Here is a 17111-nt window from a genome sequence, read left to right on the forward strand (position 1 = left end):
AATTCTAAAAGAATATTCGCAAATTTAGGGCAATTGGAGATATACTGTCCGAATGTTCATAAATCGGAAGGCTACATGTCCTTAAAGGCCATGTATAACGAAATTGCAGGACATTATGCTACTGCAGATCGATTCGGCTCAATAAGTACTAGCCATCTTGCTGCAATAGAACAAATTAGAAAACATCACCTAGGCTTGAAGGCCCACTATAAAGTACTGGACTTCGGGGTAGGTAATGGCTCTTTTTTAGAAAAACTGAAGCAGTTCATGCCTGAAGCCGACTTTACCGGGATCGACATTTCGAAAGAGATGCTTGCTTATGCCCGTAAACTTGTGCCGTTGACAACTATTGAAGCCAGTGCAACAGAGGCAAGCCATTATCTGCCGCATCATAGTCAAGATTTGGTATTAGCCCATTTCATTAATGCCTATATTCCCATTCACACTCTTTTCCATGAAGCTGATCTTCTAACTCGTGCGAATGGCCATTTTTCACTAATCACAACAACCTATGAATCGTTTCCAATCGCCCAGCAGCAGTTAGCTAAATTCATTGCGCAAGGGACTATTTTAAGTAGCGTGGTAGGTCACTATTATAAAGCAATGGTAAAAAATACCACTGTTGCTTCAGGGCTGGATGAGTTGATGAATATTTTTGTGCAACACCGATTTAAAGTTGTTCAACATCAACGTTTGCATATCCCGATCACCATACAAGATATCGACGAACTTGCCCAATTTGGTATTGAAGGCACCTGGTTTTTAAACAGTATTTCAATGCGGATGTTACCAAAGAATTTTTTGATACAGCGGTTAAAGCGTTTGTTTAGTCAAATTTTTACTTTCCCATATCATGACACCCATATTATTGATGTTGTATTAGCTAAGAAATAATGTATCAATTTGGTTAGCAGCGGTAAGGAGAGCGAAGGGTGATTTATCAAACAATCAAAAATTACCTACCTCGGTGGGATACTCGCCAGCTACAAACCAATAATATCGTACTCATTACCTTTTGGAGTCAATTTTCAGCTTATGCCCTCAATACGATATTAATCCTCTTCCTAACACGCCCTATTCTCACTCATGGCTTAGGTTATAGCCAAGCAACGGCTTATGCTTTTATGGGCGTAAGTCAGGCCACAGGCTATCTTATGCCCGTGTTAGGCGGATTTATGGCTGACAAAGTATTGGGAATACGACGTGCAATTCTTTTGGGCAGTATTTTGGTTGGTTCAGCCTACTTATTAGTCATGTTAAGCGGTTTTACCCTAACTGCTTACGGGGATACATTATTTATTGCCGCTTATGCCTTACTCCCTGCCACGAATTCGCTTTTAATGGGAACCACATCCTCGATGGTTTCCCATATTTATTCAGATGATGCAGTTAAAGCGAAAGCAGCTATGACCTACTATTATATGGCCATTAATATTGGCGCGTTGTTAGCTATCCTTGTTTCTCCTACTCTTTTGGACAGCCGCTACGGACCGTTATCTGTGTTAGCTCTTGCTTTTGCTGGAAAATCCATTGCTGCTCTTAATTTTGCCAAACGGTATTCCCTTTATGATAATGTGGTATGGGGAAAAGATAGAATCAATCTATCTCTCAAAAGTAAATATCACCTCTTCTTTTATGTCATCGGGATCTATATCTTTACTTTATTCGCCTATTCACATGTCTATATCGCAAGCATAATCATTGGCGCTGGCTGCACAGTAGGTATTTTTTGGTTTATACGTAAAACATTAGCACTCTCAGGTACCGCGCGTTCAAAACAATTGGTCGCACTGTTCCTCATCGTTGAAGCCGTGGTTTTTTTTATTATCTATAACCAAATGAACAGCACATTAGTCTTGTTTGCCCAAAATAACTCCAATTTAGAACTTTTTAACCTTAAAATATCGCCAGCTCAATACCAGTTGCTTAATCCGCTGCTTATTATTGCTATCGGCACGCAATTGCCTCGATTCTATCGGCTCGTCCCGCAATTTACGATTCCCTACCAATTTGCCTCAGGAACTTTGTTGGCTGGCTTTGCACTACTCATCATGGCCTTTGCAGCCACTCAGGCAATCAACGGTTATGTCGATGGCAATTACATTGGTCTGACTTACCTTTTGATTACTCTCGCTGAGTTATGGGTTTCGGCGATTGGTCTAAGCATGATAGGCCTTTATTGTGATAGCGAAGCGATTGCTTTCGCCATGGGGGTTTGGTATTTAGCAGCTTCATTATCTAATACCATCTCAGGTCGACTCGCAAGCTTTGTGGCTCTTCCTAACAACTTACCCTCAGCAACAGAAAGCCTGGCCATTTATCAACATTATTATTTCATCATGGGCGTATTTAGCTTGGGATTAGGCGTGGTCATGCTAGGGATAGCTTATATCATACAAATTAGGTTCAAGAAGAAAGGAATTAGCTTGGCTTAGTGTTCTTAATTAACTATCCCGGGCCAACATTCAATAACCCGGCCTGCGCACATGAGCAAGGGGATATGAGAGCGCTTACTTCTATCCACTCCCTGAGTCATCGATCAGCCCCTATCAGAAACCGACCTTATTTAGCACATCTAGCGAGAAAAAATAATAAAATTATTTACAGAGAAATCCAGGATTGTGTTTTTTTGCCATACTTTCTCAAAGCCAGTACCCAAATATGACCCTTTGTGCCAAATCGAACATATCGGATTTGAGCTTTTAACTTCCTTACGGCCGCTGCCCTTATCCCTTCTCTTAATATTAGCGGGGATAAGGGAAGGTATGTTATTCCCTTCAACTGGTTTTTTAGGCTTTGACCCGACCATAGACATCTTCAAAGCGCACGATATCATCCTCACCCATGTATTCGCCGCTTTGAACCTCAATCATCACCAGATTAGTTAAACCGGGATTTTCCAAACGATGTTTGTGTCCTGCTGGAACGTAGGTGGATTCATTTGTATTAACTATGATTTCCTTGTCTCCATTGATTACCTTCGCAACTCCACTCACGACAATCCAATGTTCGTTCCGATGATAATGCATTTGCAAACTAAGGCTTGCGCCTGGTTTTACTTCGATTCGTTTTATTTTAAACCGTGCTCCTTCTTCAAGGACGGTATAAGTTCCCCACGGCCGATGGACAGTGCGGTGTACTTTATGAGCTTCATGCCCTTGTTTTTTTAGCTGGCTATAAATTGCTTTAATGTCTTGCGCACGCGCTTTATCAGCAACTAAGAGCGCATCGGCAGTATCAATAATAAAGAGATCTTCTATACCTACAGCAGCAATCAATCGGTCTTTACCTCGGATATAGCAATTCGCAACTTCGTGAAGTAGTGCTTCACCCTCAATGCGGTTTCCATTACTATCTGACTCAACCAACTCGCCCAAAGCACTCCAGGAGCCGATATCACTCCAACCAATTTGACAAGGGACAACCGCAACTTGTTGTGACTTTTCAATAAGCGCATAGTCGATTGAATCTTCAGGAACTGCGCTAAACGTTTCTGCGTTCAATTCAAGCTGGATGAAATCTTTACCCGTAGCTGTCTCCGAACATTGAATGCAGGCTTGAGTGGCAACAAAAATCTCCGGACAGTGCAATTCCACTTCTTGTAATAATGTTTTGACATTAAAGCAGAACATACCCGAATTCCAGAAAAAGCGTCCTGAATCTAAGTATTCTTGGGCTTTCTCTAAGCTCGGTTTCTCTACGAATCGTAATACTTTGTTTCCTTTAGCTTCGATATAGCCATAACCTGTTTCTGGACTAGTAGGTTGAATTCCAAACGTGACGAGTTTCCCTTGCTGTGCCAGTTTTGTTGCTTCTGCAATTGCCCGGGCAAAGGCAATCTGATCGGTGATTAAGTGATCAGCAGGCAACACCAGCATAAGCGCTTCTTCATCCGCATACATTGCCTTGATCTGTAAAGCAGCGGCAATAATGGCAGCCGCAGTATTCCGGCCAAAAGGCTCAAGAATGTAGGACAACGATAGCCCGGTCTGATGGGTTTCACGATACTCATCAGTCGTTTTAAAGAACAACTCACGGTTAGTTACTGTAAGAATTTCCTTAACGCCTGGTAATTGCGCACCTCGCAAAAAGGTTTTTTGCAATAAACTTTGCCCATCAGCCACATGAATAAAAGGCTTGGGGTGCAATTCACGGGAAACAGGCCACAACCTGGATCCCGCCCCACCACATAAAATCGTTGGTATTAAACGCATTAATATATTTCCTTACAAACCTAAATTATCTCGTTTGAAAACCCGATCAGCACGATAGCTTGAGCGTACTAATGGGCCAGATGCTACTTCAAAGAAGCCTTTTTTTAAGCCAATTTCGCGTAACTCCATAAAGGTTTCTGGCGTGACATAACGTGTAACAGGCAGATGGTTTTTAGTAGGTTGGAGGTATTGTCCCAGTGTCAGTATATCTATATTTTGTGCGCGTAAATCATCCATCGTCTTGATGATTTCTTCATTGGTTTCGCCAAGTCCTAACATCAAGCTTGTTTTGGTTAAAACATCCGGACGATATCGCTTAGCAAAAGCTAACACGTTTAGCGTTTGCCAGTATCCTGCTCGGTTGTCACGAACAGGATGGGTTAACCGTTCCACTGTTTCAACATTTTGCGCAAAGACATCGACACCGCTGTCTAAAAGCGTAGCTACATCTTTCTCTATCCCTTGGAAATCTGGTGTTAATGCCTCAATTTTTGTATTAGGGCAACGGGCTTTGATAGCGCGAATAGTAGCTGCATAATGCTGGGCTCCCCCATCTGGCAAATCATCTCGATTTACTGATGTTAATACAACGTAGTCAAGGTTCATTAGAGCAACTGTGTTGGCAGTATTTTCAGGTTCTTGGGAATCTAACCAGCCGTGAGGATTGCCTGTGTCTACCGAACAAAAACGGCAAGCTCGTGTACAGACAGCACCCATCAGCATAATCGTGGCGGTACCATGGGACCAACATTCAGCAATGTTAGGACATTTTGCTTCTTCACAAACTGTGGCCAAGCGATGCTGTGTAACCTGCTGTTTGACTTTGCTATAGGCGGGAGTTGTGTGGTTTACAATACGCAACCATTTCGGTTTTGGTAGGCGCTCAGCAGGAGATTCCGTTGTTTTAACTCCATCTTTAATCGCGGTTATTCCCTGTGCAGTTTTATACTTACGTCCGCTTTCAACTATAACTGGAATGTCGATTAGTTTACTCATGCTTCTACCGATAATACACAATGCACTGATAATCCCAAATCAATTAGACGAGATCAAGTTAATTTTTCAGTAACAACTCACCTATTTCTTATTTTTTAGATATTCCATCAGCACTTTGGCATGAGAACCATCACATAAAGGGGGATCATTGGTTTTTTTACAACCGCAAAAATACACTGTTTCAGTGAGCTCCGCGTGATAAGGAATCGCTTTATCACCACAATCCATGCGATCACAGAGCGGTTGAGTTTTACTTTTTCCACAACTGCACCAGTAATAGGTTCTTCCCTCTTCAACTTCATAAGCAATTGGGAAAAATTGCGGCTGTGCGGTTTTCTTTTTCATTGTTTAAACCGCGATAATTTTTTTACCGTTAACCATCCTGCAAGTAAAGATAACGCGATTGCCGCCGCTGAAACGATAAAATATGAAAAACCATGCGGAAAAATGATCAAAAGAGCACCGATAATTAGCAGAGAATACCAAGAGAAAAAAGTTAAAATCCGATTAATTTTTTGTAGGCTTTTATGATTTCGAAAATAAATAAGAAGGAATGCAAAAAAAGCCAATGGCAAAATATAAAGTATCTGATAAGCAACCTCAATGAGTTCACCCTGAAAAGTAGTAAGGCCTCGTGCATCCAGCCACTGTTGATAAATTAGTCCAAAATTAGGCGTACAGTTTTGCTGATAAGCTTGCACCGCTACAGCCGTTAAAACGACTAAAATAGGAATTGTAAAACCTGGGCTCACTCTTATCTCTTTAAAATAAATGACTAAAACGTAAGCTATTAGACCCAGACCAATCAATATCGCCGGGATTTGAAATGCGTTTAGAACTTGATAATAAAAGATGGTGTGGTCTTGTTGGAAATGATGAACGACCATAACTGCGAGTAAGAACAAGAGCGTTAATCCTATCATCACCCCCCTCTCCTTATTGAGCCAGAGAAAGGAAAATAAAGCTAGAATAACAAAAAATGAGCATGGGCTAAATGCATCAGTAAATGCCATCGTTAGTGTAAATAGCGGTAAAGAGGGTTGACTAGTCATGCTTGCATCGAACCAACTTGCATTGGATAACTGATGGAGGACATGAACCGTCTGTGGGGTAAGGGTGCCAGTTTGACTAACTTCCTGGTAGCAATAATCCAGCGCCCGCAATAAGTTTTGTCCTGTCGTGTTTGCCTCATCAAAACCCACCCAGCGCGTGCTACAGAAAAAGATTGCCGGCACGGCGTAATCATCGAGTTTCACTTGCTGTAATTCTTGATGAAAGGCTTCTAATGCGGTCTTATCTTGGTTAATAATGTATCTGTGGACCTCAAGCCAGGGTTTTTGCGTTTGAAGGGTTTGGAAAAAGGCATCCGCTTTTTGACAATGCGGACAGGTGGAAGATAAAAATAAATCAATTCGCAACTTAATTTGATTATTTGGTCCCTTGCTAAACCATGAAGATAGATTGTTGTCAGCCCAATTCACGCTAGCGAAAATTAACAAGAGGAAGAACAACGTATTTTTTAACGAAGCGCGCATATTTGTATTTCCTATATCATGATTTGATTAATATACAATCTACAATCAATTATAGGAATTGTTTTTAGCTTTCGAGCAAGATAGGAAAAAAATTTATTCTCCACGCCTATCAGAATGTATGAATATAATTTTCTAGTTGCTCGATAACTCGCGTTTTATCCTCAAGTAAATGGAAAAGCAAATCACCTATTGAAAGTATTGCAACGATCTCTCCATTCTCTTCGATTAGAATATGACGTCTTTTGGTTTCAGTGATTGTTTCCATCGCCTTTTCGACAGGATCAAAAAGGTTGAGTACACTGACGTCAGTATAAACAACATCAGCAGCGGTGGCTTTGTTTGGGTCTAATGCCCGTTGTAAGCATGACCTAACGATATCTCGCTCAGTGACCATGCCCATAAGATTTTTACCCTCAAACACCACGACAGCCCCAATGTTTTCCTTGATCATAATATCAATACATTGAGCAACTGTGGCCTTGGGATTCACATAAACAATAGGACGCCTCGGCTGAGGTAGCGCTGAATAAATTAGATGAGCCATGCTTCCTCCTGCAATAGCTTCCTCCCATTTAAGTTAGCAATCTCCAGATTTAAGGTTGCAACTCGTACGAGGCTAAGTTAGTTAAATGCACTCTGTGCATGTTTAAATATAGCACAAATACTGACTTAACTTTGAACGCATTTTGCAACCCAAAGGCTACCAGCCTCTTAAAGACACAGTTCGCTCATAATCCTGGTCATCAATTGGCACTTCCGCAGCTATTGGGTGTCTGATTGCAGCAAGAGCACGACTTGCCTTTTCGACTCGATCATGTTGCTGTAAGCAGGTTAGCGGCAGGAAAAAACGTTGTGGATGGACAGATGATCCCACTACCACACTGGGGGGAACACCAAGTTCCCTTCTATCCCTAACTATTTCCATGCCTCTCAGCACAGGCTCTGGAACTAACTGCTCTCGTTCTGTCCCAGTACTTACTTGTCTTCTCGAAGCGGTGTTGGGTTCCGAAGTTTCCCGTAATAAGGGTCCTGTTTCTATATCCGGCACTGGATGAAGAGCAATAGCTTGGGGGGATAAGCTGCTTTTTAAACTATCGACAAATTCTTGAGTACGTCTCGTGATTGCTCTTCCCTCATCCCCCTCAAGATTCATTTTCAGTGATTCATATTCTTCGTTAGCGATTTGAGTTAATTGTTTGGCCACAATTGCTTTGACAGTACCCACGCCAAGCTCATAATTACTATGGATATCATACCACTCCAAGAGTAAGGCGTATCTTCTATCAAGGTTTTCCTTTCTTTGGTTCGGATCTTCTAAATGACTTTCGTTTTCTTTAAACCAAGCTTCATTTTCATCGCAGCGCTGTATTTCATCAATGTAAATAGATCGGATTACTTCAGCTTGATCAAGAGAACCAAACGTATGAATCATTCTTTCATTTACCGTAAATTCGGGGGTTTCAAAAGGGCCACCATAATATAATTCGCGCAAATACTGAGAAATGCTGTTCTTCCATTTAACATATTGAGTTGCTAACGCAATTCCTATAAATAAAATAGGTACTGCAGCAATCAGAAAAGCCAATTCAGGGATAGCTAAAGGCGACATTAATGCGGCAACCAATACCACAAACCCCGCTATAATCAACAGCGGCATTAACGTCCTAAAGACTTTTCGAAAGAAACTCTTTTCGAACCGCGCGATTTCTTTGTACTCTTGATATAACGGTAGGAAAGGTTTAAATAGACTTAAAAAAATACTTTTAGTTTCGGCCAACCCATCAGCATTCCGATATAAATTGTAGACATCGATAATCGAAAAAACAAAATTGTCATTTTGGGCTGTAGCCCCCATGTACTGGAGGAAAGAATAAGCATCACCTATTCGGTTTAGGAAATCACTAGACCAGCGACTCGCCTTGTTATTCCAAAGAAAAGATAAGGCATTCGCTGCCTCACTGAGCTCTATAGTTGATTGTTCCCACTCTTCCCCATCAACTAATGAAATTTTCTTACGAATATACTCAGTTAATTCACGCTGGTAATCATCAAGCCACTCATTCATCCTTAAAGTTTCGCCATCATTAAACGCTTGCAGGATTTTTTTAGCCAGACTATTCGCCTGTTCTTCGTTAAACTCTTCTACTTCAATAAAATTAATGTACTGGCTCGTTTTTGCGTTTAGGTGAGTGTTTAATAAGTTAGTTAAAAATTCCTCATCTACGTTGTCCAGATTAAGAGCTCTGGACTCAGTTTCAGCAAGCTCAACTTCGTCGTTATAGTCTTGTCGCAACCTATCAATCGGCGGAGTACTATGATCCCATCGCGGATCATTAAGAAAAGGGAAAAAATTCGCTAACTGCTGAGCACGGCGAGCTGCTTTTCGCTCGCCTATCGTAACCCGTATATTCGACATACCCTCATTGGTAGAAAAACGCTGGTACCATTTTTCGCTGATGGCGTTTCTGGCTTGTTTGAGAGCATCAACCTCTAGCCCATCTTCAATGCTTGGACTCCAGGCACTATTATATTGCTGCTTAAATTCTTTGTACTTTTTATTGGCTTGAATGAATTCACTTTGCAGAATCTTCGAAAACTCAGCATCGGCAACAAGCTGCTTCTGTTCGGGGTCAAGCAATTCTATATCAGGATAGGCACGTGGAAGAACGATAAGAACAATTTTGCTAATTAGATTTTGATATTCCGAAGAAACTAATAACTCATGGTTTAATGCCTTAGCGGATAATTGTTCCACTACAGTATCAATTTGCTGTTGCGTAGTCCCGACAAATCTCGACCACCTGCTGCTTTGTTGGTTAATTTGTTTTATAGATACTTCTGCCCCCCTGACAGCTCTAACAAAATGCTGAGCAACTTCGCTCCTTTCAAACTCGGTGCGAATTGATAAAGGCAACAAGTCATATCCAATGATGAGTCGGCAAGCTAAATCTGAAAATGTCATAACCCAATCCTCTTAGCGGATTTTAAGCATAGTATCAACGATTCCTTAAGAAACTATTAAGACCACATATAATAAGGTGAGGCATTGGCCCTACGATTTTAGAAAAATCGCGCCATCCTGTTGGTAGGCCAAAGTCCAATCTAAATTTTTTTATTATTTGTTCGATTAGTTAAATTATTAACCTTTGGAGAGATAGCCCTATAAGGGAAACAAGATAAAGGACTTGATTGCAGAGTATGTGGTTACCCCGAACTCTTAATTATAGTTTTTAGAAGGTTCTGCGGAGTCACTGAAACCTGGGTGCAGTTTTTCTCCACCCAGGTTACAAGTTTCAATATAAATCAAGTAAAACTATATCTTATCCTACTACTCTCCAAGAACCATCTGCTTGACGGCAAGCTTTACCATAAATCTGTTGAGGCTTACCACCGATAATTGCTTTAGTAATGTATTCGCGACAAGGTTGCTCATTTGTATAATAAGTTCTTGTTGGCTGAACAGTATAGCGGTTACCTGTATCAGGGTTTGACCAAGTGACAACGCGTCCTGTAGGTGCAGTTTCTAAAGCTTTTTGCATCTCCAATCGATCAAGCCTATCCATGGTACGACCTATGTTACCACCAAGATAAGCACCAATAAGGGCACCACCTGCAGCTGCAGCAAATTTGCCTGAACCACCACCAAATTGGCTGCCTAAAAGACCTCCAACTACGCCTCCGGTTACCGTGCCTACACCTTCATTGGTTACTTGAGCACAGCTTGTCAGTAAAACTGAAAGGGAAAGTGATGATACCAACACTATTTTTTTCATTTTAAGTTCACCTGTGTAATGGTTCATAAAATCGGTTGCCATTCTACCATCACGCTTAGATATTATCCATATTTTATCCAAATTAAGAATTATACCTAGAGTAAAAGCCTGTCCTGGCGAACTCGAGGAGAGAATTGGCAGAGCAATTCGTAAGCGATTGTTCCAGCGGACAATGCAACGGTCTCTACAGGGATATATTTTCCCCATAGCTCCACAGGATCACCAATCTTTACCTCCGGACAATCAGTTAAATCGACAGTTAACATATCCATCGACACCCGTCCTACTATAGGTGCCTCATAACCATTTACCGAAACAGGAGTATTCTCTGCAATATGCCGCGGATAACCGTCGCCATAACCTGCAGCAACCACACCAATTATCGAGGGTCTTTTGGTTTGCCAAGTTCCTCCATAACCTATGCGTGCTTGTGCAGGATGATGGTGAATAGCACTTATGGCCGAAACAAAGCGCATAACTGGAATGAGCCCCAGTTCTTGGCCTGTTTGATGGGCAAAAGGAGAAACACCATAAAGCATAATCCCGGGACGCACCACATCAGCATGAGTATTAGGTAAAGCAAGGATTGCGGCTGAATTGCCAATACTTGTGATGAATCTTCCTTCAGGCAAGTTCAACTCTCTGAATACGCGCATTTGGTTTTGGTTTGCCGAATTCTTTGGCTCATCAGCACAAGCTAAATGAGTCATTAGACCAATTTCTGGATCAATCCATGGGCAATTTGCCAAAGCAGCCATAACTTCATAGATTTCCTGTGGCGGGAAACCTAAACGGTGCATTCCTGTATTCACTTTTACCCACAATTTTATTTTGCTAGGCAATGGCGTGGACAACAGCCAGCGCAGTTGATGAGGCTGATGGATAACACATTGAAAATGTTGCGCAGCTGCCACACGTAATTCATCCGCGCTGAATACCCCCTGAAATAACACGCAATCGCTGCGGACACCAAGTGCACGAATGGCCATTGCTTCTTCTAAGCAAGCTACACCAAAAGCATCCACATGGCCTTCAAGCACAGGCACAACTGCGGGTATACCGCAGCCGTATGCGTTCGCTTTAACCATGGCGATGATTTTTCTATTTGGAGCACAGTGTTTTACTTTATTTACGTTGTGTAAAAGAGCATTTTCATCAATTTGCACGCGAGTGGGTCTTGCCACGTCAATCTACCCCTTGATAACCATTAAACGCTAAATCTTCAAAACGAGTATATTTGCCAAGAAAGGCAACTCTCACTTTTCCTATCGGACCATTCCGTTGTTTCGCCACAATAATTTCAGCTATTCCTTTATCGGGACTATCTTCATTATAAACTTCATCACGATAAATAAAGCAGATTAAATCAGCATCTTGCTCTATCGCCCCTGATTCACGCAAATCTGACATAACCGGACGCTTATCATGGCGCTGCTCCAGGCTACGGTTTAACTGGGATAGAGCAATGACCGGCACTTCCAATTCTTTAGCCAACGCTTTGAGGCTACGAGATATTTCCGAAATTTCTGCGGTACGGTTATCCGCTTTAAAGCCAGGTACTTGCATAAGCTGCAAATAATCCACCACAATCAACCCTAATTTTCCTTGCTCTTTGGCTAACCGCCGGCAACGGGCCCGCATTTCTGCAGGGCTGAGTGCTGGCGTATCATCAATGAATAACGGCGCTTCTGAGAGCATGTGCACGGCGGAAGTCACCCGCGGCCAATCTTCATCATCCAACTTTCCGGTTCGAATTCGATGCTGATCAATGCGGCCTAAGGATGACATCATCCGCATGGCTAAAGAATCCGCCGGCATTTCCATCGAAAAAACGAGTACGGGCTTATTTGCTTTGATGGCGGCATGCTCGGCCATGTTCATCACCAAAGTAGTTTTACCCATTGATGGACGGCCAGCCACAATAATCAGATCAGAGGGTTGTAAACCGGATGTCATTTCATCCAAATCAGAAAGACCAGTCGCAAGCCCTGTAACGGAATCGCCATTATGATAAAGGGCATCGATTCGTTCCACTGCTTTTACCAGGATGGACTTAATGCTTTCAGGACCTCCATCGCCCCCTGTTTGTTCAGCAATGGCAAAAACCTTAGTTTCTGCAAAATCAAGCAATTCAGTGACATTCCTACCCACAGGATTATAAGCCGAATCGGCAATGTCATTGGCAACGGTAATTAATTGGCGTTGCACCGATTTTTCTCGCACGATATCCGCATAAGCAGAAACGTTGGCAACGCTCGGAGTATTGTTCGCTAATTCAAAGAGATAAGTTTCACCACCTGCATCATCCAATTCATTGGTCGATTTTAAAATATCGAGCAAGGTGACCACATCAAAGGGTTGATTTTTTTTGGCTAATTCAGCAATAGCTCGATAAAGAATTCGATGCTCGGTGCGATAAAAATCAGTTTCACATAATTTTGAACTGATTTTATCCCAAACTTGGTTATCGAGCATCAATCCGCCAATAATCGACTGCTCAGCTTCAGCAGAATGGGGTGGCCGCTTTAACGGATCGATGGTTTTTTTTCGGCTTTGAACTTCAGTCATGGGTACTAACGCGCTCTAGAGTCTTGATAGCTATTGTACCTAAGTGAGACTTCTAAAAGTAGATATAGATTTCGATTTTCTGCCAACTTGTCCTCCAACGTGATCGCAGAGGGTATTGGGGTACTGTAACAATTAGTAATCCGAGCACAACCTAAGGAAGAGATACAAGGGCACAGTCTTTAATTGAATGGCGTTAAGGGGTAGCCCAAACCGCGGGCTACCCCTTTAATCAAGTCAAATAACCCAACTCAACTAGCGCACCCACACTTGTGTACGCCCTAATGCGGAAATACCTATATACCCGCGCACATAGAGTTTATTGCCTTCTAAAGTCATTTTAGCCCGATAAATTTTGCCGCTCTTAGGATCAAGTATTTGTCCACCATCCCAAATGCCATCACCTTTGTCCTTCAACCCCCAAACAAACGTTAACCCTTTTATTGGCTTCCCTTGAAATTTTCCTGGGCATTTTTCGCAGATCCCAGTATCACCAGGTTGTGGAAATACGTCCACTATGGTTCCGCTTATCGTACCGTTTGATTCACTTATATTCACAACAGCTCTCTTTTGGCCTGTTGAATCATCAATCGTTGTCCATGTACCCGCTGGTGACTGCGCTAATACAACCGGCATAAACATCAGTGTAAAGAGGAACGCTAAATAAGATCTGAACTGTTTCATGTGATTTTCTCCCTGATAATATTTCGCTACAGAATAGGTTAAGGCATTATGGTTTGCAAATCAGTCTTTAAGATTATTTAATTAAAGGCATGAAAAACTGTTCAACATCGCTTTTCGTCAAACCAATCATGCTGTTCGCATTGTCTGATAAAATACCCTCAAATAATTGACGTTTTTTCTGTTGCATCGTTAGAATTGCCTCTTCGACTGTCCCCGAGGTAATCAATTTATAAACAAAAACAGGATTTTCTTGGCCTATGCGATGGCTGCGATCTGTGGCTTGGTCTTCGATAGCTGGATTCCACCAGGGATCATAGTGAATTACTGTATCGGCACGGGTTAAATTTAACCCGGTCCCCCCCGCCTTTAAGCTAATTAGAAATATGGGAATATGGCCTTCTTGGAAGGTATTCACTAAAATTTGGCGATTTTGACTTTGCCCTGTTAATTTCAAATATGCATAATTACGGCTTCTGAGCTGCTCTTCGATTAATTCGAGCATGGAAGTGAATTGCGAAAACACCAGTACCTTACGCCCCTCATCCACTAAATTATCAAGTAATTCCATTAATGCATCCATTTTGGCTGAAGTGCCATGGGCTATTTCTGCTTCGGGTATGGAGAGCAGTTTGGGATCGCAACAGACTTGTCGTAATTTGAGTAACGCATCTAAGAGGACGATATGGCTTTTTCCAATTCCTTGTTTTGCAATCGCTTCACGGACCCTTTTCTCCATGCTCATTCGGATTGCTTCGTATAAATCACGCTGGCTTCCAGTTAATTCAATGATTCGAGTCATCTCTGTTTTTTCGGGCAATTCACTTGCCACTTGATTTTTACTCCGGCGTAACATAAAGGGTTGCACTCGCTTTGCAAGTAAATTTCTTCTTTCGGCATCATTGAGTTTCTCAATGGGAGTTTTAAAAAATTGGCGAAATTGCTTTGCATCACCTAATAAACCTGGCATTAGAAAATGGAACAGTGACCACAGTTCGCCTAAGTGATTTTCTAAAGGCGTTCCTGATAAACAAAGGCGGTGCACGGCTTGAATTTGTTGAATGATTTGTGTTGTTTTGGTTTTAGCATTCTTGATGGATTGGGCTTCATCAAGAATTAAATAATAAAAAGGGTAATCGATAAAGCGAGTTTTATCGCGTTGAATGAGGCCATACGTAGAAATAATCAAGTCATAATCGTCAAAATTGTCATTGTGACGTTCTGAGCCGTGAAAAACGAATACCTTTAATTCGGGGGTAAAACGCTTTGCTTCTTCGAACCAATTACCAACAAGGCTAGTGGGAGCGACAATTAAGCTTGCTTTTGTTAACCGCCCCTGCTCCTTTTCCACTTGTAAATGAGCTAAGGTTTGTACTGTTTTCCCTAACCCCATATCATCCGCCAAAATGCCGCCAAAGCGGCAGGTTCGTAAAAATTGTAACCAATTTAACCCCTGATGTTGATAATCTCGAAGCGTTGTTTTTAATCCTCGAGGGGTTTCAACCGTGGGGAGATCAGTTAAATGAATCAATTGCTGTAATTGTTTCTGCAGCATCGTATTTCCTTGCCAACGGGCAGAAATAGAAGCCATCGCCCGTTCAGTTTCTTGCATTAAAACCAACTGGTAGCGATTGATCTGCAGCGATTTTTCATTCTTGATATGGCGAAGACCATACTGCAACAAAAATCGCAGTAATGGCTTGATTCGTCCTAAACTCATTTGCAAAGTTTTGCCTTCGGACAATGGTAATTTAACACGTTCATTCTCGGGTAAGTTATCAATATTATCCTTACCAAGTTGCGTAATAAGCTCGGCAACCAAAGGCACAATATTGACTGGTTTACCATCCACTAAAATCCCTAACTGATAACCGAAAAAATCATTCCCTTTTTCTTCAAGTTCCGAAAACCATTCTAGTTCATCTGCATCGATAAATTCTTCGTAAATAGAATGTGCGAACTCAATGCGCCAACCCTTATTTTTTAATAGAGGGATAACTTGATTATACAAACGCGGTAAGTCATCTTCGCTTTTATAATGAGCCAAAACCAACTCATCCCGCAAGTCATAATTGGCACGAATTTTTTCAGAAATTTTGGGGCTTCGCGTAGGGATAATCTGCTTTAATTCATTTACTTTTCTTTCTTCAAAATCCAGATCACGATGAATCTCAAATAGCTGATTTTCTTCTGAACGGAACAGTGTGCTATGAGTTTCGTTTTTGGCGACTAATAAACCCTCATAATCAAAAAATAAATCTATAATGAATAAGAAATTATTCTCCGGTTCAAGTTGATTTTTATTCAGTTCAATGGCATCAAAAATAAGAAGCGGACTAGGCTGATTTTTATGAATAATTCGCTCTTTATAAATTCTAGGTTCAGGTAACTCTGGATGAGTTTCTGCCAATTGTTTGGCAATTAAAGGTGCATGATCCAACTCTACAGGCGGTGCATTTAATAAATTTCTTAATTGCCCTGAACCATAGGGGCTCTCTAAATAACCAATCCGACATTCCTCCCGATCAAAATACCAAGGTTTATCTAATAACAAAGGCAAAATTACTTCGCCCCCATCGACCTCTTCTAATGCTAAAAATTGGGCCCCATTGGCAGCTAACTGCCATTTTAATTTCGCTGACAAATCCTCACCCAAAAAGAGCTGCGGCTCTGTGTCGCCAGCTAAATAAGCTCGGTTTGTAATAAGAATTTTTTCAAGTAATTCACTGTTGCGCAGATACAAACGATCGAACCAACCACGAGAACCATTCTTAAAAAGTAAAGAAGCAATGATTTCTTCATCTTTACCTCGGAAATACTGTTTTCTGCTGTCTGTCACCGTATTAAAAATAGCTTTTTTACCTAGCCCACCTTTTTTTAGTCGTTTGGCTATAGCAAGCCTTACAACAATACGATGTTCAAAATCACCAAATTGCGGCTCAATCAAATAGATAATTTCATGACTGTTGTCCGGCTTTTGGTCTTCAAATTCCTTTTCGCGTAAAGAATCTAACCAGGCATTGAGTGAAAGATTCAACTTGTTCGGAACAGGAGCGGGGATTTCATAATTTTCTCGTTGCTGTAACGAAAACAAACTTGCTGCAGCATGCTTGCAATTAATACTGTAAGGGCAACTGCAACGTGCAGGAATAGAAGGCCATTTTTTTAGATCGAGATGGACGTCATATATCTGACTTGAGCGCCCTTTAACACGTGCCTTCAATAGCCCTTCGCTTAATCGGATATTTAGTACATATCCCTTCTGTTGGTATTCTTGCCCACGCATTAACACAGAGGGTGAAAAAACGCTCGCCATCCGTGACAATGCCTCTTTTAGCATAAATAAC

The 17111-nt window shown here is 41.5% G+C and carries 13 protein-coding genes; 2 read left to right on the top strand and 11 right to left on the bottom strand.

All coding sequences use genetic code 11. The features are described 5' to 3' along the window. Window positions 1-75: 75 nt before the first annotated feature. Window positions 76-894, top strand: a complete 819-nt coding sequence (locus LMI_RS09925; protein WP_045099659.1) for a class I SAM-dependent methyltransferase — start codon at window positions 76-78, stop codon at window positions 892-894. A gap of 38 nt (window positions 895-932) precedes the next feature. Continuing rightward, on the top strand, window positions 933-2435 hold the full coding sequence (locus tag LMI_RS09930) for a peptide MFS transporter (protein ID WP_045099660.1): 1503 nt from the start codon (window positions 933-935) through the stop codon (window positions 2433-2435). Between the two features lie 354 nt (window positions 2436-2789). Here the strand turns inward: LMI_RS09930 and LMI_RS09940 are convergent, their stop codons facing one another. The 11 genes from LMI_RS09940 to LMI_RS09990 form a co-directional block, all read right to left on the bottom strand. Then, window positions 2790-4214 (bottom strand): mannose-1-phosphate guanylyltransferase/mannose-6-phosphate isomerase, encoded by a 1425-nt coding sequence (locus LMI_RS09940; RefSeq protein WP_045099662.1) that lies wholly within the window; start codon window positions 4212-4214, stop codon window positions 2790-2792. A 12-nt stretch (window positions 4215-4226) separates the two neighbouring features. Continuing rightward, the gene (gene lipA, locus LMI_RS09945) at window positions 4227-5210 is read right to left on the bottom strand and encodes a lipoyl synthase (RefSeq protein WP_045099663.1); all 984 of its coding nucleotides are present in this window, start codon (window positions 5208-5210) and stop codon (window positions 4227-4229) included. 81 nt (window positions 5211-5291) lie between these two features. Further along, window positions 5292-5555, bottom strand: coding sequence for a CDGSH iron-sulfur domain-containing protein (locus LMI_RS09950; protein WP_045099664.1), 264 nt, complete (start codon window positions 5553-5555; stop codon window positions 5292-5294). Next, the gene (locus LMI_RS09955) at window positions 5552-6745 is read right to left on the bottom strand and encodes a hypothetical protein (RefSeq protein WP_052679523.1); all 1194 of its coding nucleotides are present in this window, start codon (window positions 6743-6745) and stop codon (window positions 5552-5554) included. Before LMI_RS09955 ends, LMI_RS09950 begins: the two co-directional genes overlap by 4 nt. 109 nt (window positions 6746-6854) lie before the next feature. Then, a complete protein-coding gene (locus tag LMI_RS09960) occupies window positions 6855-7289 on the bottom strand; it encodes a CBS domain-containing protein (protein ID WP_045099665.1) in 435 nt (144 codons plus the stop codon). A 156-nt stretch (window positions 7290-7445) separates the two neighbouring features. Next, window positions 7446-9707: a hypothetical protein gene (locus LMI_RS09965; protein WP_045099666.1), complete on the bottom strand. Its 2262-nt coding sequence runs from the start codon at window positions 9705-9707 to the stop codon at window positions 7446-7448. Between the two features lie 358 nt (window positions 9708-10065). Beyond that, a complete protein-coding gene (locus LMI_RS09970; RefSeq protein WP_045100702.1) occupies window positions 10066-10518 on the bottom strand; it encodes an RT0821/Lpp0805 family surface protein in 453 nt (150 codons plus the stop codon). Between the two features lie 95 nt (window positions 10519-10613). After that, entirely contained in the window at window positions 10614-11702 is a 1089-nt protein-coding gene (gene alr, locus LMI_RS09975; RefSeq protein WP_045099667.1) for an alanine racemase, read from the bottom strand. A gap of 1 nt (window position 11703) precedes the next feature. Then, window positions 11704-13086 carry a replicative DNA helicase gene (gene dnaB, locus LMI_RS09980; RefSeq protein ID WP_045099668.1) on the bottom strand — a complete coding sequence of 461 codons (1383 nt, stop codon included), beginning with the start codon at window positions 13084-13086 and terminating at the stop codon, window positions 11704-11706. Window positions 13087-13338: 252 nt separating this feature from the next. Next, entirely contained in the window at window positions 13339-13725 is a 387-nt protein-coding gene (locus LMI_RS09985; protein WP_416419537.1) for a DUF2147 domain-containing protein, read from the bottom strand. 115 nt (window positions 13726-13840) lie between these two features. Continuing rightward, complete coding sequence (locus tag LMI_RS09990) at window positions 13841-17104, bottom strand: DEAD/DEAH box helicase (RefSeq protein WP_045099670.1); 3264 nt, start codon at window positions 17102-17104, stop codon at window positions 13841-13843. Window positions 17105-17111: the final 7 nt, after the last annotated feature.

The organism is Legionella micdadei, assembly GCF_000953635.1.
Taxonomy (GTDB): Bacteria; Pseudomonadota; Gammaproteobacteria; order Legionellales; family Legionellaceae; genus Tatlockia; species Tatlockia micdadei.